Source organism: Methanobacterium paludis (assembly GCF_000214725.1).
GTDB classification, from domain to species: Archaea; Methanobacteriota; Methanobacteria; order Methanobacteriales; family Methanobacteriaceae; genus Methanobacterium_C; species Methanobacterium_C paludis.
Genome location: NC_015574.1, coordinates 1,462,925 through 1,482,169, shown reverse-complemented (window position 1 = coordinate 1,482,169; position 19,245 = coordinate 1,462,925). Strand labels below are relative to the sequence as shown.

15 protein-coding genes are annotated in these 19,245 nt (G+C 31.8%); 13 read left to right on the top strand and 2 right to left on the bottom strand.

The genetic code is table 11. The annotated features are described in order from the left end of the window. Nucleotides 1-23 precede the first annotated feature (23 nt). The gene (locus MSWAN_RS06820) at nucleotides 24-1,187 is read left to right on the top strand and encodes a nucleotidyltransferase domain-containing protein (RefSeq protein ID WP_048187993.1); all 1,164 of its coding nucleotides are present in this window, start codon (nucleotides 24-26) and stop codon (nucleotides 1,185-1,187) included. A 134-nt stretch (nucleotides 1,188-1,321) separates the two neighbouring features. Beyond that, nucleotides 1,322-3,229: an ABC transporter ATP-binding protein gene (locus MSWAN_RS06815; RefSeq protein WP_013825888.1), complete on the top strand. Its 1,908-nt coding sequence runs from the start codon at nucleotides 1,322-1,324 to the stop codon at nucleotides 3,227-3,229. A 31-nt stretch (nucleotides 3,230-3,260) separates the two neighbouring features. On the opposite strand, the gene MSWAN_RS06810 is transcribed toward MSWAN_RS06815, so the two are convergent. Beyond that, nucleotides 3,261-3,635: an FxLYD domain-containing protein gene (locus tag MSWAN_RS06810; protein ID WP_013825887.1), complete on the bottom strand. Its 375-nt coding sequence runs from the start codon at nucleotides 3,633-3,635 to the stop codon at nucleotides 3,261-3,263. A gap of 444 nt (nucleotides 3,636-4,079) precedes the next feature. Between MSWAN_RS06810 and MSWAN_RS06805 the strand changes: the two genes are divergently transcribed. The 9 genes from MSWAN_RS06805 (at nucleotide 4,080) to MSWAN_RS06765 (ending at nucleotide 15,762) form a co-directional block, all read left to right on the top strand. Continuing rightward, nucleotides 4,080-5,015 carry an NAD-dependent epimerase/dehydratase family protein gene (locus MSWAN_RS06805; RefSeq protein WP_048187989.1) on the top strand — a complete coding sequence of 312 codons (936 nt, stop codon included), beginning with the start codon at nucleotides 4,080-4,082 and terminating at the stop codon, nucleotides 5,013-5,015. 31 nt (nucleotides 5,016-5,046) lie between these two features. Then, nucleotides 5,047-6,039, top strand: coding sequence for an NAD-dependent epimerase/dehydratase family protein (locus MSWAN_RS06800; protein WP_013825885.1), 993 nt, complete (start codon nucleotides 5,047-5,049; stop codon nucleotides 6,037-6,039). Continuing rightward, a complete protein-coding gene (locus tag MSWAN_RS06795; protein ID WP_013825884.1) occupies nucleotides 6,040-7,203 on the top strand; it encodes a glycosyltransferase in 1,164 nt (387 codons plus the stop codon). It begins immediately after the preceding gene. Beyond that, nucleotides 7,196-8,188, top strand: coding sequence for a DUF362 domain-containing protein (locus MSWAN_RS06790; protein ID WP_144011559.1), 993 nt, complete (start codon nucleotides 7,196-7,198; stop codon nucleotides 8,186-8,188). The genes MSWAN_RS06795 and MSWAN_RS06790 overlap by 8 nt, the downstream gene beginning before the upstream one ends. A 68-nt stretch (nucleotides 8,189-8,256) precedes the next feature. Continuing rightward, the gene (locus MSWAN_RS06785) at nucleotides 8,257-9,348 is read left to right on the top strand and encodes a glycosyltransferase family 4 protein (protein ID WP_013825882.1); all 1,092 of its coding nucleotides are present in this window, start codon (nucleotides 8,257-8,259) and stop codon (nucleotides 9,346-9,348) included. Then, nucleotides 9,348-10,502, top strand: a complete 1,155-nt coding sequence (locus MSWAN_RS12280) for a glycosyltransferase family 4 protein (protein WP_013825881.1) — start codon at nucleotides 9,348-9,350, stop codon at nucleotides 10,500-10,502. The genes MSWAN_RS06785 and MSWAN_RS12280 overlap by 1 nt, the downstream gene beginning before the upstream one ends. Beyond that, on the top strand, nucleotides 10,492-12,780 hold the full coding sequence (locus tag MSWAN_RS06775; protein ID WP_013825880.1) for a DUF2206 domain-containing protein: 2,289 nt from the start codon (nucleotides 10,492-10,494) through the stop codon (nucleotides 12,778-12,780). The genes MSWAN_RS12280 and MSWAN_RS06775 overlap by 11 nt, the downstream gene beginning before the upstream one ends. Before the next feature lie 25 nt (nucleotides 12,781-12,805). Further along, a complete protein-coding gene (locus MSWAN_RS06770) occupies nucleotides 12,806-13,909 on the top strand; it encodes a radical SAM protein (RefSeq protein WP_013825879.1) in 1,104 nt (367 codons plus the stop codon). Nucleotides 13,910-13,935: 26 nt separating this feature from the next. Continuing rightward, complete coding sequence (locus tag MSWAN_RS06765) at nucleotides 13,936-15,762, top strand: CDP-glycerol--poly(glycerophosphate) glycerophosphotransferase (RefSeq protein ID WP_013825878.1); 1,827 nt, start codon at nucleotides 13,936-13,938, stop codon at nucleotides 15,760-15,762. Between the two features lie 2 nt (nucleotides 15,763-15,764). On the opposite strand, the gene MSWAN_RS06760 is transcribed toward MSWAN_RS06765, so the two are convergent. After that, nucleotides 15,765-17,222: an oligosaccharide flippase family protein gene (locus MSWAN_RS06760; RefSeq protein ID WP_227716952.1), complete on the bottom strand. Its 1,458-nt coding sequence runs from the start codon at nucleotides 17,220-17,222 to the stop codon at nucleotides 15,765-15,767. Between the two features lie 90 nt (nucleotides 17,223-17,312). Here MSWAN_RS06760 and MSWAN_RS06755 point away from each other — a divergent pair, with 90 nt between their 5' ends. Further along, a complete protein-coding gene (locus MSWAN_RS06755) occupies nucleotides 17,313-18,389 on the top strand; it encodes an N-acetylneuraminate synthase family protein (protein WP_227716951.1) in 1,077 nt (358 codons plus the stop codon). An 8-nt stretch (nucleotides 18,390-18,397) separates the two neighbouring features. Beyond that, a complete protein-coding gene (locus MSWAN_RS06750; RefSeq protein WP_013825875.1) occupies nucleotides 18,398-19,198 on the top strand; it encodes a cytidylyltransferase domain-containing protein in 801 nt (266 codons plus the stop codon). The last annotated feature ends 47 nt before the right edge of the window (nucleotides 19,199-19,245 follow it).

Here is a 19,245-nt window from a genome sequence, read left to right as displayed (position 1 = left end):
AAAATCTTAAGTTAAGAGGAAATATGAAAATGACAAAAAATACTGATTTTGCATTGAAAATAGTTCCTGAAGATAAATTACTTTTGTTATGTGCCAGAACGGTTCTTGAGTCTGAAACTAAGGTCAAAATCAGATCTTTAATTGAAGAAAGTCTAAATTGGGATTATCTGATTCAGAGAGCTTCTCAACATAGGTTAACACAGCTTCTGTACTGGAATTTAAAGGATTTTAATGTCCCTGAAACTATTTTGGATAGGTTAAAGGAGAATTTTGAGGGAAATGGTCGAAGGAACCTGTTGATGTTAGGGGAACTTTTAAAAGTTTTGAAATTGTTTGGATCTGGGGGCATAACTGCTGTACCATATAAAGGACCGGTTCTTGCCCTCTATGCATACCAAAATCTTTCACTTAGACAGTTCGATGACCTTGACATTTTTGTTAATAGAAAGGATGTGCTGAAGGTTAAAGAAATTCTTGTTTCTCAGGGATACAAACCCCAATTTGAAGTAGAGGGGTTCATGCAAAGGAGATTCCTCAAATCACAGCGAGAGTACAAATTTGTTAATCCTAAAACTAATGTGCATATTGAGATTCACTGGCAGTTTCCAGGAGTTTCATTCTCATTTTCGTCTGAAACGAAATTTTTAGAGGATCCAGAAAGTAGAACAATGATTAAAGTAAATAATAAGGAAATATCTTCTCTTTCAACTGAGAATATGTTTTTAATACTCTGTATACATGCTTCTGGGCACCTTTGGGAACGTTTATCGTGGATATGTGATATATCTAAGTTGATCCAGTCCCATGAGATGGATTGGGAACACGTATTTGAAAAAGCTGATGAATTGGGAATTAAGCGAGTTTTAAAGGTTAGTCTTCTTCTGGCGGTGGGCCTATTTGCTTTAAAACTTCCAGATGCTGTTTTAGAAGATATAAAATCTGATGAGAAAGTTAAAAATCTGGTTTTTAAAGTTAAAAAGAGGATTTTTCAGGAAGGTTCTGAAAATATTTTCCAAATGGCAGATGTACGTTTAAATATCCGGGAAAACAGGTCTAATCGGGTTAAAGATCTTTTTAATATTTTATTTAATCCAACAAACAAAGAATGGGATGAATCATCATTAAAACTGATTTTGCCACCAGTATCTTACATTTTGAGGTTTATAAATGTTTTTAAGGATTATTAAAAAATATTATAACCCTTTCCATTCCCGAATTAAATGCATGACTTGTATAAGTTTCATTCAGATATTAATTTTGTATCACAAAACCAATACTTGTTTAAATCTCTTAAAATCAATGATTTTTAAAGGTGCACTTAATGTTCCAAAAGGAGAATTTTAAAGCCAAAATACAAAAAAGCAGTACATGGATGTATATGTCAACTTTAAAAAGGGTTATGTCCCGAAAGGTTGTCTTAGCCATTTCTTTGATGGTTTTCATTAGTCTCACAGAAGCCGTTGGTCTCCTATTACTGCTTCCACTTATGCAGCTTGTGGGTTTGGATGTTGGCCAGGGTTCTCTGGGCCAGATAGCAGGTTTAACCGCATACTTCTTTTCTTTTATAGGTTTAAAACCTACTTTGGTAATGGTTCTGGTTATTTATGTGGCAGTTATCAGTCTGAATGCCATTTTACGGCGCTGGCAGACAATTAAAAGCTTCGCCATTGAATACGAATTTGCAGCTCACCTGAGAAAACATCTTTACAAGAGCATTACCAATACCAATTGGCTGTTTTTCATTAAAATGAGGGCATCGGACTTTGCCCATGCTTTAACCTATGAAATTGAGAGGGTAAGCAACGGCACCTACCAGTTTTTAACCATGATATCAAGTATAATGGTACTTTTTGTTTACCTAATTTTTACATTAAAGGTATATGGATTGTTAACAATTCTTATCCTCTTTGTAGGGGTTGTGCTTATACTCATACTCAAAAAGAAAGCCAGTTCCTCTCGTTCTAGCGGTGAAGAATTATCTTATACATCCAAAGATATGTACTCCTCCATTATTCAGCACATGGACGGTATGAAGACCATCAAAAGTTTTGGAATGCAAAAAAGCAATATTGGGGAATTTTCGAAGATAACAGACCAGGTGGCCCTTAGATATACCAATGCCATTCGAAGCTATGCAGATGTGAGGGCGTTCTTTGAAATTGGGTCTGTGGTATTTTTGAGCGTAATTGTGGCTGTTATGATCCAGGTTATGAACGTTCCGACTGCAGGGGTTCTTTTGTTGATCTTTTTATTTGTTCGTATGGTTCCGATGTTTTCAAGTATCCAGCAGAGCTACCAGTATTTCATTAACATGTTACCTGCATTTGGAACGATTGTGGATCTAGAAAAACGCTGTGAAGATGCTGCAGAACCTGAAATAGAAATTCATAAAGGTTCTATTCCAGAAAACTTTATTTCCAAAGGAATTTCAGGGGTTTTTTTAAATAATAAGGCTCAAGGAGGTTCGGTTTTAGATGAGTGTCCTGTTTTAAATGGAGGAATTGAACTTCGAAATGTTTCATTTTCTTACCTTTCAGACAATAATTTTGCTATAAATGAACTGAACTTGATGATAAAAACTGGAGAGACAACTGCAATTGTCGGCAGATCTGGAGCAGGGAAAAGCACGGTTGCAGACATGATCATGGGGTTAATACAACCGGATAATGGTGAAATGTTTTTAAATGGAGAAAAGTTAACTGCCAATCAGATGGTTTCATGGAGGAATCAGATAGGATACGTTGCACAGGAAACATTTCTTTTCAACGACACAGTACGTTCCAATTTATTAATTGCAAATCCTGAAGCGCATGAAAAGGATATTGAAGATGCTTTGAAGCTTGCAGCCGCCTATGATTTTGTTTTAAATTTACCTGATGGGCTGGAAACAGTTATAGGGGACCGCGGGGTTAAGTTGTCTGGGGGTGAGAGGCAGAGAATAGCACTGGCCCGGGCACTTCTTCGTAAACCTTCCCTTTTGATACTTGATGAGGCCACAAGCAACCTGGACTCAGAAAATGAGAGGCATATACTGGGAGCAATAGAGCGGCTGCATGGCTCTATAACCATACTGATCATTGCCCACCGCCTGTCCACTATACGTAGGGCAGATGTTATCTATCTGATTGATGGTGGATCTCTGGTTGAATCCGGAACATGGAATGGTCTAGTGTCTAAAAATGGGAAGTTCAAAGCATTCTGTGAAGTGCAGGGAGTTATTAATAGTTAAACCAGTTATTAATAGTTAAACTTTACCAGTTTCACTGTGTAATACTTACTTCCACATCGTACCTCACTATATTGTTGTCAGGATCCTCAAATCCTGCATAAAACCTAGATTGTCCAGTTGCAGGGATTGTTTGTGGTTTTAAATATGCAGTGTCATTGACTGCAAATACATTTCCTGATGAATCGTATGCAGTTGTGACTATCTTAACGTTGGACGCGTCGCTTTCAGCGTTGTTCTGTATATATCCTGAAACGTAATAGTAATTTGTTCCGTTGTAATCGTAATAATTTCCTGTGGAATTTATCACCTGCAAAGAAGATGAATTTGCAGCTGGTTTTTCTCCCCAGGTTCCGTTTGTGGCTTTTTTCTCTGTGCAGCCGGATATTCCAACAATAAGTACAATCATTATTAAAATCAGAACTGTAGCTCCATTTTTAATTGTTTAAACCCCCATTTTTTGCACTATTCCTTCTTATTAACCTTAAAATTTTGATCAATTAAGTGTTAATCCTTTATTATGGTCACGTTTATCAAGAACTATCTCAATGAAAATAATTGTTTTTATGTTAAATATTTTTTTATTATTTGTGGGTGTGCAGTTTATTGGAATACTGATTTGTTTTGGGAATGTATCTATGTTTGTTAAAAGATTGTTCTATAAAATGATCAAGGACTTTTTATGAAAGTACAGCATTCAGTTAATTGAAAAAATTTATATTAAATGTTGATTAATTAAAACACACTATAATATGATCAATACTTATTCATTAAATTAATAATTATCCAGAAAAGTTATTAACTTCTTTCAAAGAAAAGTCATTCTCTTTAAACAAAACTAGGAGGAATTAAAATAGAAACCCAAAAAATATTGGTAACTGGGGGAGCAGGGTTCATAGGAACAAACCTCGTGAACGAATTGATGAGCAGGGGCCATGAAGTAACAGCTGCTGACCTCTACAACAATGAGAGAGATGATTACATAAGGGCGGATGTAAGAAATTACAGGCAAGTTGAAAACCTATTTGAAGGTCAAAAATATGACTATGTCTACCATCTTGCAGCTGAATACGGACGCTGGAACGGTGAAGCCTACTACGAAAATCTCTGGCAGACCAATGTAATAGGTACAAAGAACATGATACGCCTCCAAGAAAAATTGGGTTTCAGAATGATCTTTTTCTCTTCAGCTGAAGTTTACGGGGATTATAATGGTGTGATGAGTGAAGATGTCATGGAAAAAAATCCTATTTCAGATACTTATCAAATGAACGACTATGCGATAAGTAAATGGGCAGGGGAGCTCATGTGCATGAACTCTGCAAGCATGTTTGACACAGAAACCGTCAGGGTACGCCCAGTTAACTGTTACGGTCCGCAGGAACATTTCACACCTTACAGAGGTTTCATACCAAAATTTATTTATTATTCTCTATTTAACAAACCTTACACGGTCTATAAGGGACATAAACGTATTATAGACTACGTTGAAGATACTGCAAGGACGTTTGCAAATATAGTGGATAACTTCAAACCAGGAGAGGCCTACAACATAGGTGGAAAACAGGAATGGGAAATGGAAATTAAGGACTATTCTGATCTGGTTTTAAATGCTGTTGGAGTGGATGATTCACTGGTCACTTACGAAGAGGCAGAACCATTCACAACTCAGGTGAAAACCATAGACTTCTCTAAATCTATCAGGGACTTAAAACATAACCCTAAGGTTAATCCGGCGGAGGGGATCAAAAAAACAGTTGAATGGATGAAATGGTACTACAGAGTTTAATGGGATGTTACTATGGAATTAGGTGATTAAAATGGATTACTCAGAATATGATGGAAAAACAGTGCTTGTTACAGGTGGAGCAGGATGTGTCGGCAGTAATCTATGCCGAAAATTGTCTGAATTGGATGTTGAAAAAGTTATAATACTTGACAACCTTTCATCTGCCTATGAATGGAACATACCTTCTTCTGAGAAGGTTCAATTTGTTGAAGGAGATATTCTCAACGATGAAGACTTGAAAAGGGTTTTTAAGGAAAATCCTGACTATGTATTCCATCTGGCTGCACACTTTGCAAACCAGAACTCGGTTGACAACCCTGAAAAGGATTTAATGGTCAACGGAATCGGAATTCTAAAGGTATTGGAGTATGCACAGCTTACAAGTGTTGACAGATTTGTTTATTCCTCATCCGGATGCGGTGTTTATGGATTGGAATCTAAAATGCCCTTCAAAGAACACGATATTTCAATAAACCTTCACACACCTTACCAGGTCACGAAATTATTGGGGGAACTTTACACCAATTACTTCCATAATCTTTATAATCTCCCAATTGTTAATGCACGTTTTTTTAACGTGTTCGGGCCGGGTGAAGTCCCAGGAAAGTACCGTAACGTGATTCCAAACTTCTTTTACTGGTCCATGAACGGTCAAGCCTTACCAATAACTGGAAACGGTACAGAAACAAGGGACTGGACTTATGTTGAGGATATTGTTTCCGGACTCTTAGCTATGGGAGTTATTGAAGAAGCAGTTGGGGAAGCCATAAACTTAGGTTCATCCAAGGATCACAAGGTTGTGGACATGGCCAACCTTGTGAACGGTTTGACTGGAAATGAATCCGGTATAAAATTCACAGAGCGTAGAAATTGGGATGCAAAAACCTGTTTGTTATCTTCAATTGATAAAGCTCAGGATATTTTGGGTTATAAACCTAAAATGAGCTTTGAAGATGGTTTGAAGAAGACTCACCACTGGTTTGTTGACAACTGGGAAAACATCGACAAGAGTGCGGAGTTTTAAATGAATATACTTGTTGTTCAGGAATCTGACTGGATCAAAAGGAACCCACACCAGCAGCACCATTTAATGGAACGGCTGTCATTAAAAGGACACAAAGTTAAGGTTATTGACTATCCTATTGACTGGTGTAAAGGAAGATACAAAAGGAGAAATGTGGTCGAAAATTACCATAAGATCCATGCCGAAGCCAGCGTAGATGTAATAAGTCCAAGTATTCTAAAGGTACCGATCCTTGTGTATCCTTCACTCATATTATCCCATAGAAGAGAGATAAAACGCCAGATAAAAGAATTTAAACCTGATGTGATCGTGGGATTTGGGATCATAAACACTTATTTTGCTTCGCGTACAGCTAAAAAAGAGGGAATACCATTCATATATTACTGGATCGATGTTCTCCACAGATTAATTCCTGAGAAAGGATTTCATGCTTTGGGTGAGCATCTTGAAAGGGCAACAATTCAGAATTCCACAGAGGTTCTCACCATAAACCACAAGCTTGAGGAGTTTGTGAAAGGTTTAGGTGCCATCAACACCAGGGTCATAGGTGCAGGTATAGACCTTGAGAAGTTCAACCCTGATCTGGAAGGAACTTCAATACGCCAGCAGTATAGTATAACTGAAGATGATAAAGTATTGTTCTTTATGGGATTTTTATACCAGTTTGCAGGACTTAAAGAGGTAGCTTTAGAGTTCAAAAAAGATAAATATAAAAATTTAAAGCTTTTAATTGTTGGAGACGGTGATGCATATTCAGATCTCCAAAATATCGTGGAAGAACACGATTTAAGTGGGAATGTTATATTGGTAGGACATAAACCTTACAACGAGATCCCTGAATTTTTGGCAGCCTCAGATATCTGCATTTTGCCTGCCTATCCAGATGAGGAGATAATGCAGGACATAGTACCCATAAAGATCTATGAGTACATGGCCATGGGCAAACCTGTGATAACCACCAGACTTCCAGGAGTTGTGAAGGAGTTTGGAGAAGACAACGGTATTTCCTATGTTGAAAAACCTTCTGATGTTCTGGTGAAGGCTTCTGATATTGACGTTATAATTGAAGGTGGGAAGGCAAGGAGATTTGCTGAGGATAATGATTGGAATAAGATCACTGATGAATTTGAGAGTACTTTGAATGGAGTTGTTAGAATTGAATGATTATTTAGCGTACATGTCCAAGGTCACAGACCTTAAAGAGGATATAAAAAAAAGTCTTGAATTTATAAAATGGAAAGATAGGGTTAAATCAGATTCAACTGTATTCGTTAAACCCAATTTCACATATCCATATTATAAAGAAGGTATAACAACTTCACCGGATTTGATTAAAGCTTTCCTTGAAATTTTAAAAGATAGGGCAGATAATGTAATTTTAGGCGAATCTGATGGGGGAAATCATTCATTTACAGCGGATGATGCATTTGAAGGACATAACATGCCTGAAATTTGTAAAGAAACAGGTGTTGAATTGGTAAATTTATCTAAATTACCTTCAAAGAAAGTTGAGGATAACATACAGGGGAAAAAAGTTGAAGTTCATCTTCCAGAACTTCTTTTAAATGATGTGGACTGTTTCGTATCGGTTCCAGTTTTGAAGGTACACGTGATGACAAATGTTACTTTAAGTATGAAAAATCTATGGGGATGTTATCCCGACACCATGAGGGGTCTGCACCACAAAAATCTGAGTCGTAAATTAACATTGATTACGAAGGCTTTGAATCCACAAATTGTTCTCATGGACGCTAAATATGCTTTAGATGGACACGGACCTATGTATGGGGAACCAAAAAAATTGGACATGATATTTTCATCAAACAACCCCGTTGCAATTGACTCTTTAGGTGCATCTGTTATGGGAATTCCAATTAAAACGGTTGAACACATTTTAATCGCAGAAAAAGAAGGTTTAGGCATAACTGACCTTGAAAAGATCAAAATGAATGATGATTGGAAAAAATTTGAAATGCAGTTTAGTTCGAATAAAACTATCATTGATAGTTTTTCAACGCTGCTTTTTAAAAGTGAAACCATGGCTAAGCTGGTTATGGATTCACCGGTCACACCTTTGATCTATGGGGTAGCTAAACACTTCAGAAATTCTGATGAAAGGGAAGTAGTTAAGGAACTGGAGAAGTATTAAACTACTAATTTTAAACTCATTAAATTTAAAATGGGTATACTTTTAATGGTAAACTAGTTGGAGTGCACATGAAAATAATATTAGTACGTTCAAGATCGATAGATTCAGCAGTATTTAAATTAGCAGAAACTCTATCAAAAAATGGACATTCAGTGACTTTACTAGTTTGGGACAGGCAAAATAACCTTAAAAGAGAAAATAAAGGATATAATGTTCATAGATTTTCATTAAGAGCACCTTATGACAAATGGACAGCATTGTTTTATCTTCCATTGTGGTGGATTTATGAATTCTATTTTTTACTAATCCACAATGCAGATGTTATTCATGCTTGTGATTTTGATACGTTATGGCCTGCAGTAATTGCTAAATTTATCAAAAAATTTAAACTATTCTATATCATATATGATTTTTACGCAGATAACCTCATAAAATTGCCTGAATTTGTAAGAAAAACGATAGCTTTCTTGGAAAAGAGTGGAATAAAGTTTTCTGACACATTATTTTTGGTAGATGAGTCTCGCTATGAACAAGTTAAAGGAGCAAAAATAAAAAAATTAATTTATATTTACAATTCTCCCCCTGATTATTCCATTACCCACGAAACAGGAATTCCAAATGATAATTTGGTGATATTTTATGCGGGTCTTTTAGACAAATCTAGAGGTTTGGAATATATCATTGCTACTGTAAAAGAACTGGAATTTACTAAGTTAATAATTGCAGGCAATGGTAACTACAAAAATGTCATTGAAAAAGAATCGGAACTAACTAAGAATATAACTTATTTAGGATGGCTTAATCATGATGATGTTCTTGAAATAAGTTTTCAAGCAGACGTTCTTTTTGCATTCTATGATCCTATAATACCAAATAATAAATATGCAAGTCCTAACAAATTATTTGAATCTATGATGTGTGGAAAGCCGATAATCATGAATTCTGAAACAAGTGCAAGTAAAATAGTTCAAAATGAAGACTGTGGAATTACTGTAAATTATGGAGATATTAAATCTATTAAAGATGCGTTAATTAAACTTCAAAGTCCAGATCTCCGAGAAAAACTGGGCAAAAATGGAAGAAGAGCTTATGAAACTAAATACAGCTGGAAAATTATGGAAGAACGACTAGTAAAATCTTATGATTGTGAGGTAATTTAATGTCAAAACAAGTACGGATACTGTTCCCTGATCAAATTCACCAAGAAAAGCTAACTGGAGGGTTTTTAAGGACGTTTAATCTAGCTAAACTAGCTTCTAAAGAATTTAAAACTTATATTTTTGGTATTTCTGAAAATGAAGAGTATGAGCATAATTTCGATGGAATTCATCTAGTGCAAGAAAAAAAGCATAAAAATGTATTGGAAAAAGTTAAACATTATTCAGAAGGACTTCTTTCAGAAAATTATAGTTTGATGAAATCTAAGAAAGCTTTTCTTAATTTTGATGATGACAAGACAGTTTTCCATGTTGAGGGACCTCTGGTTTATAATTTACTAAAACAACACAACATTAAAAATTATGTTCTGGATGAACAAAATGTTTACTGGGAATTTTCAGAATTTCCAAATTTCGACTTTAAAAATAGAATCTACAATAAAATGACAGCTGAAAGGGATAAAAGACTTGAAATGGAATCTCTTAAAAATGCTACCCATGTGCTGGCTTGTTCAGATAGGGATAAACAGATAATGGTAAATGAAGTTCCTGAAGTTGAAGGAAAAATTACTGTTATCCCCAATTGTGTTAGTACTGTTAATTATGATAATTATGCAAATCTTAAAAATATTGGAAACAAGTTTAAAGTGTTATTTGTGGGATTACTTTCCTACCAACCGAATACTGATGCTGTAAATATCATATGCAATAATATAGCACCTAAATGTGATGAAAATGTGGAATTTTTTATAGCTGGTAACAATCATCCCGTTATTAAAAGTAAACCCAAAAATGTAAAATTTTTAGGTTATGTTGAAGACTTAAAAAAATGTATTTCTGAAGCAGATATATGTATTGCACCCCTTAGATATGGCAGTGGGACAAGATTAAAAATATTAGAATATATGGTAATGGGAAAACCAGTTGTATCAACTTCCAAAGGGGCAGAAGGCATAAATTATGTTAATAATAAACATATTGTAATAGAAGATAATATTGAAAGTTTTGCAGCTGTAATTGATGATCTGTTGAAAGATGAAAAAAGAAGAACTCAACTGGGTAAAGAAGCCAAAAAACTTATTAAATCTAAATATGATTGGCAAATTTATAAAAAAACGTTAAATAAAGTTTATAATGAGGTTTTAAATGCAGATTGATAATGTTTTTCAAATGAATGATTGGGAAATCAATAAATTTCTTAAAGTAATATTTGCCATACAAATTTCAGTATTAAGCTTAGTATTATTGGATAGTTTAGGTTTAAATCTCCTTATTTTAGGAGAGATCATCTCTGTAATTTATCTTTTATTTGTTCCTGGTGTTTTGATTCTTAGAATACTGAAGATGCATAAATTGGGCTCTGTTGAATCTTTATTATATTCTGTAGGTCTTAGTATTGCAAGCATAATGTTTATAGGATTTATCATTAACCTAGTTTATCCACTATTAAAAATTTCAAATCCAATATCTATGGTGCCATTAATAATCACAATGACACTATTTGTTACTGTTTTATCTGTTTTCAGTTATTTAAGGGACAAAGATTTTTCTGAGCCAAGTTTTATAGATACTGATGAGTTATTATCTCCTGTTGTTTTATTTTTATCTTTATTTCCTTTTTTAGCAATATTTGGAACTTATTTAATGAACTGGCACAAAATTAATATTGTTTTAATGTTATTGATAATTTTGATTTGTATAACACTTCTTTTATTTGCTTATGGTAAAATTCCCAAAAAATTTTATCCATTTACAATTTTTATTGTGGCAATTTCACTTTTATTTCACACATCATTGATTTCGAATTATGTTACAGGTTGGGATATACAGAACGAATATTATCTTGCAAATATTGTAATAAAAAATGCTGTTTGGAACTTTAAAATTAATTCAATAGTTAATGCAATGTTAAGTATTACACTGTTGGCACCTATAATCTCTATAATTACAAAAATAAATTTAAACTGGGTTTTTAAGATAATCTATCCATTAATCTTTTCTTTTGTGCCAGTAGGGCTATATAAAATATTTCAAAAACAAACTAATGAAAAAATAGCTTTTTTGTCTTGTTTTTTATTTATGTCTATTTATGTATTTTATACAGAAATGATTGGATTGGCGAGGCAAGAAATAGCGGAATTTTTCCTTGTTTTATTGATAATGTTAATGATAAATCGAAGGATAAGTAATCCTAAAAGATCTCTTTTATTTATAATATTTGGGGTCTCTTTAGTGATATCACACTACGGCTTGTCTTACATTTACATGTTTTCTTTGATTGTTGTTTATATGCTAATTTTACTATTTGATCGTTACGATATACAAAAATTGCTAGATTTTAGTTTTAGAAACAAAAATAAAAATCATGTAATTGCTTTTAAAGAAAATATGAACTACCAAATTATCAGTTCTACTTTTGTGATCTTTTTTATAACTTTTACAATTGCGTGGTATATGTATGTTTCAAATTCCGCACCATTAACTACAATATTGAATATAGGAAATCATATTGCAAGTAGCATATCAACAGATTTTTTAAATCCTAACGCAGTACAAGGCTTATCAGTTATTCAGAATCAAATACAATCTCCGTTACATAGGTTAAGTAAATATATCTATTTAATTATCCAATTTTTCATCGTAATTGGGGTTTTAACTCCTCTCTTCAAACGTAATCGAATGAATTTTGATAGAAATTATTTATTATTTGTTTTAGTAAATTTTGTAATTTTAGTTGCGGCAGTTACAGTGCCTTTTTTTGCAAGTTCACTTAATGTAGAAAGGTTATATCAAATTACACTTATATTTTTAGCACCTTTCTGTATTATTGGCGGATTAACAATCTTTAAATTCATTTTTGGGGTTATTTTCAAATCTTCTTTAAAAAATAAGGATAGTTTTCATTTAAAGCTTATTTCCATATTCTTAGTTGTATTTTTATTATTCAATGTTGGATTTATGTATTATGTTTTTGATGATGATTCGTCATCTATGGCTTTGAATACAACTTATGACACAGCTAATTATAATCAAGAAGAATTTTATGGTGTGGAATGGCTGGATGATTTTGGATCATTAAGTAAATTTGGTAATATTTCCACGACTGAAAGTATATCGATTTCTGATGATAATAGGAGACCTTTACTTAGAAGTTTTGGTATAGAACCCGTTGTGTTATCAAGAGTTTACGGTAATAATTCAACTGTGAGCGATCTAAATACTAATCTAATGAAACAATATTCAAGGTACAATTCAGTTTATTTTTTCTTTGGATCGAAGAATGTAAATGATAATGTAGCTATTGTTTTGGATAAAGAAGGTGTAAATTTGAATGTTGCAAAATATAAGAATTTAACTGATTTATTTGATGTTGAAAATAAAATATATGATAATGGTGGTTCTCAACTCTATTATGACGTGATAAATAAAAAGTAACTTTGGTGTTAAGTGAGGATATAAAATGAGTATTTATGAAAAAACTTCAAAGATTAAATTTTATCAAAATTATCTAATTAATACTTCAAAGTTGTTTTTAAAAAAACCAAATGCTAAAGAAGTTGTACACATCAATTTTGCAGTTACTTATAGATGCAATAGCCGTTGTTCAACGTGTAATATATGGGAAATTTATAAAAAAAATCCTAAAAAAATAAATGATGAATTAAAGTTGGATGAGATATGTACAATATTTAATAATTCTTCTTGTTTGTCTGGAATTCAAGGGATCAATCTTACAGGCGGAGAGCCTATTCTCAGGAAAGATTTTGTTGATTTATGTGGGTTTTTTATTGAAAAATATCCAAATATAAACTTAGGGTTATCAACAAATGGTCTACTCCCTCATATCCTACTGCGTAAAATTGAAAAGTTGGTAGATACATATAATCCAATGCTTGAAAATGTTCATCTCTCTATTTCTTTAGATGGTATCAAAGAAATTCACGACAAAATGAGAGGGATTTCTGGAAATTATGAAAAAATTTTGGAAATGATAAAATCTGTTAAACTCAATTTTCCTCAGATGAAACAAAGTTTAAGTTTTACAATAACACCCAAAAATTATAAAGAAATTTTAAAAGTTTATGAACTCTCAAAATCTATGGAGATTGGATTTGGAATTCAATTTGCCCAAATAAATGATTCATTCTATTTAAATTCAGAAAAAAGTTTTGAGTGGGATACGGCTAAATTAAATGATGTTGAAAACATGATTTATCAGATTATATCTGATGTTAGATCAAAGCAAAATATAGCTCACAAGCTGGATGTAAGTAGATATTTTATGGGAAATATGGTAAAGTTTCAAAGAAATAAATGGGATAATTTGAACAATTGTTACTCTGGAACTCACTCATGTTTCCTAGATCCTTATGGTAATGTTTATCCATGTATAATGCTTGATGAAAAGATGGGTAATGCTCTTGAAACTAATTTTGATAATTTTTGGTTATCTGAAAATGCTAGCAACATTCGTAGTCATATTAAAGAGAATAAGTGTAGATGTTGGACGCCTTGTGAGGCATTTAAATCACTTTCAAGAGATCCTAAGTTATTATTTAAATGATTATAATTTATTAAAGCAGGGATGAAATGGACAAAGCATTGATTCTTTTAGAACCTAATCAAGGTGCACGAAGAGGTTTTCTAGTAACCCTTGAAAAGTTAATAAGATCTTTTGAACTTAAAATACTAAAATATAGATTAAAAAGGATAATTCGAAATTTGAATGGAACAATTTGTTCTCAAGACTCTAATGAATCTAGATATTTAAACAAAAATGGAATTAAAACGAGTTTAGTAGGAAATATTCAATTTTCACAAGATCAACTAGAAAAATCAAAAAAATTTAGTAAATATGTTGCAAAAAATTGGTATAACCAGAGTTCTTTGCATTTATTAGATTTTGAAGGAATTAACTTAGGAAAAGCTACAGAACAAGAAACAATGGAATTGATTGATCAGCTTTTTAAAAAATTTTTAAACTACAAATCAATAATAGAAAAAAATGTAGTAAACACGGTGTATATAGAAAATCCTTATTCTCCAGATGGAAAAGCAATTAAATTAATTTGTGAAGATTTAGGATTAGACTGTATCCCATTGTATCCTTCGTTTTATGGGAAATTAAAAACATGGTTTATTAACAAACTTAAATATAGAACGTACAAAAAAACTGGAATAGATCCAATAAACGTTTATAGTACTCAAACTGCTTCTAAATTTCAAAGTGATATTAAAATTTTGATGGACGTACCTTATCCAAATCATTTGGATGTTGTATACCCCACAATCCAAAAATTCATTTCTAAGGGTTATAAAATTTTTTTGTTAGCTAAATCCAATGATATCAAGAAATACAAATCTTTCTTGAATATTAAGATTAAAAAAGTTCAATATAAAGATTTAAACAAAAAATTGAATAAATACTTTTCATATTTAAGAAAAAATCATTATAATATTTTTAAATATGAAAACGTTGATTTATGGAAATTAATTGAAGATGATTTATATTACTCTCATAAAAATAAATTACCCGCTCTCCTTTATCACTTAAAAAATTTTCTTAAGGTTGTTGAAACTATAAAACCGAATCTGGTAATTGTGGGTGATGATCGAGCACCTTCTTCTGTTAGAATTGATATTTTGTACTGCAAGAAAAGGGGTATTCCTCATTTTGAGGTTCAACATGGGATTTACACAACAAACTCTCTGCTGGCCACACCCCTTTCAGACAAAATATTTGTATGGGGTGAAGCAACTAAAAATGCACTTGTCGAAGCAGGTGCAAATAATGATCAAATAGAAGTTACTGGATCTCCTAAATATGATTCAGTGATAACTAAGTTGAACGATTATTCTAAATCTATAACTAACCCTCTTAATAAGACAATATTATTTGCAACACAGCCATTTCCAGGTAATATAAACCTTCAAATAATAGATGAAATTGGATTATTTTTAAAGAAAAATGAAGGAATAAACTTAATTGTAAAACCTCATCCTGCTGAAACTGCAGATTATTATAAAAAATTTGTAGAACATTTTGCAGATGATATGATCCATGTAGCCGACAACAATGACAATATAATAGAGTTATTGTTAAATGCAGATGTTACGATAATGATATCATCAACTGTGGGTATAGATGCTGCTATACTGGATAAGCCAATGATATGTGTGAATTTATCAGATCAAAAATCAGTATATGTTGAAGGTGGGGTTGCATTGGAAGCTAAAGATCTAAAAGATATTGTATCCCAAATTAACAATATTATGTATGATGATAAAATACGAAAAAACCTTGCAGAATGCCGTAAACGATTTGTTTATAATTACGTTTATTTGCAAGATGGAAAAGCTTCTGAAAGGATAGTTGATGGAATAGTTAAGATGATTGAAAGCAAAGATGATCACTGAATCTAACTGTTTGTTAACATTTCTTTAAAGAATTCAAACTCTTCTTTTTTTATTCCTTTTAAAACTAATAATAACCCCATATAAACAACTGCACCAATTATAACAGTTATTAAAACATTTAAAATTCCACTTGGATTAATTAAAAAGATACATAATGACATTAAAACTGAAGCAATAATACTTTTCATTATAAACACCAAATCAAAATCAAATTTAAAGTATTTGAATGAGTAAACAGTAGTTATAATGAATGCAATGAAATATGAAACTAAAGTTGCTGCAGCTGCACCAATTATTCCAATATATGGAATGAGTAATATATTCAGAACAACATTTAGGACAGCTGCAAAAATCCACACATTGCCCAAAATTTTTGTTTTCTTTTTAAGCACGATTATATTGCTGATAATTCCATAAATACCAAATAAAAGAGCACTTAAAGCAACGAAAGGAGTTATCAAATAGCCGTTCAAAGCAATTTCGGGTGTGGTTAATATCGTTAAAATAGGCTTTGAAAGTATAGATAATCCAAATGCAGATGGTATTGCAATTAAAAGGAAATATTTCAGGGAATATTTTAAAAAAGTTTTGACTTTTTCTATTTCTTCATTGTCATAATAATTTGGAAGTAATGAAGGTAAAAGAAGGGAAAATGGGGCTAACATCATTATTATAATGTTTCCAAGAGTGTAACCGGGGGAATAATACCCAACAAAAGATGTACCCAGAATTATTCCAATTGCATAACGATCACTGGAATCCACGATCCAGTACGATAAATTGCTGGGAATTGTTGGTAATCCAAATGATAAATATTCCATCATATTTTTAAATTTAGGAATTTTCAAGCCTATATCCGAAATTATAAATGAAATCATAATGACAAATATAATTAAATTTGCAATTAAAAGTCCTAATGCTGCTGTGTAGATGCTGAATCCTTTTATTGCAAAATAAGAAACAATAAATACTCCTAAATAAGTTTGAATAAGTAAAAATACAGAATATCTTTTCATCTGCTGGAATGTTCGGAAGAAATTAAGTAAAAGTGCATTTAAACATGCCAAGAAAACTATTACTGCTAATAAAATTGCAATATTAACGTTACCATTAAAGAGTGCTACTGCTATATTTTTAGAAAATAACAACAATAGAGCAGATATAACAATAGTTGAAGCGAAAACTAGGCTTGCAATTGAATAAAAACCTTCTTGTATCTCTTTTTTTTCTTTTTTTGCTGATAAATATCTAACCATTGACATGGGCAATCCTAACATTGCAAGGTTGGGTATAAGGGATATGGTTGTATTAATCTGAACCCAAATACCATAATCACTAGTCGTAAAATTTTTTGTTAAGATTGGAAGTAATATAATTGAGCTTAAAGCTATGAGAATGTTTGTAAATCCTACCAAGCCGATTCTTTGTACAAAAACCTTATATTCATTCAAAAATTTCACCTAAACAAAATATAAATAAGGTACTTAATTATATTATCTATAAACCCCTTAAAATGTTGTTTAAATTTATATAAACGCAGATAACAAATATTGGATCGTGATGTTATGTTAAATATCAAGAAACCCTACATAATTGGTGAAACAGCTTACAACCATGAAGGTGATTTGGAATATCTTTATAAAATGGTGGATGATATATCGGAATTGGGTTTAAATGCGGTTAAATTTCATATTTTGTTAAATCCTCAAAGTTACATCCACAAGAAACATGTTCTATTAAATGAATTAAAAAAATGGATTTTTAATAAGGATCAGTGGTTTGAACTTATTAATTATTCGAAGGAAAAGAAATTGGATGTTGTAATGTTATGTGATGATGTCGAAAGTGTCAATTATATCATAAAAAATGATTTAAATGTTGATTTTATCGAGTTACATGCTTCAAGTTTGAATGATTATTTTTTACTTGATTCTTTGTCTAATTGGCCTAAGGAAATTATTTTAGGTATAGGTGGATCTAAATTGGATGAAATTTTGTATGCTGTTAATTTTTTGAGAAATAATGGAAAAGAAAAGATTATTTTGATGTATGGATTTCAGAACTATCCTACAAATTATAGTGATATTAATTTATCTAAAATGATAAGGATCAAAGACCTATTTGATTTACCTGTGGGATATGCAGATCACACAGCCTTTGATGATCCCAACAATGAATTTGTAAGTGTTATGCCTGCTTCTATGGGTTTTAATATTCTAGAAAAACATTATACGCCGGATTTTGGTAAAGAGAGGATAGATTATCATGCTGCAGTTGGTAAAAATCAGTTTTTGAGAATAAAAAAGTTGATTGAATTAGCATTATGTGTTTATGGTACTGGGGAACTGGAACTTTCAGATCCAGAAAAAAAATATGGCAACGTAGGACCAATGAAGAAGGCAATTGTGGCTAAAAAATTCATTAAGGAAGGTGAAAACCTTTCTTTAGACAATCTTTGGTTTAAACGAACTATTGAGGAAAGCCCAATAGAACAAAACGAATTTTTAAAATTATTGGGTTTAAAGGCGATAAAGGATATAAAAGAAGATGAATTAATAACATTTGACAAAATTAAATATGAATTTAAAAACAACAATTTAGAAGATTTCACAAATCTACAGGTTTAGTGTTAAAAATGAAAGTTGGTTTTTTAATAACAGCAAGATTAAAATCTAAACGATTGCCGTTTAAGATAATAAAAGATTTAAACGGCAAAACCGTTCTTGAACGGGTTATTGATAGGGCAAAAAATGTTAAAGATATATCTGAGGTTATTTTATGTACGTCTACCAATCCTCAAGACAAGCCACTAATAGATATTGCTAAAAATAATAGTATATATTATTTTGCGGGGGATGAAGAAGATGTACTAAAAAGATTGTTTGATGCATCTAAATTATTTAGTTTGGATTATTTTGTTAGTATAACTGCCGACAATCCATTGATGGATATTTATTATTCTAATTTGTTAATAAATGATATTAAAACGGGTAAATATGATTTTATAAAGTTAGAAGGACTTCCTTTGGGATCAGCTGCTTATGGGATGAGAGTTAAAGCATTGGAAACTGTATGCGAAATTAAGAAGATCAAAGATACAGAGATATGGGGATATTTCATCAGACCTGAAATTTTTGAAATTAAAACTATAAATGTTACAGGAAAACTTAAAAGACCTGAATTAAGGTTTACGGTAGATTATGAGGAAGATTATGAATTAATTCGGAATATATACAATAATGTACATTCCAAAAATGTTCTTAATCTATATGACATTATTGATTATCTGGATGAAAACCCCGAAATTGCCCAGATAAATCAAAATTGTGCTCAAATGGATTTAGATAATGAAACAAAAAAAGAGATCGAAAGAGAATACCAAAATAATTTAGAGAGTATAAAAAATATAAAAAAAGAAATTTATAAGGAAAGCTGAATCTTAACTTTACAAATTTCAATTGGATAACCCTTTTAACTATTTTT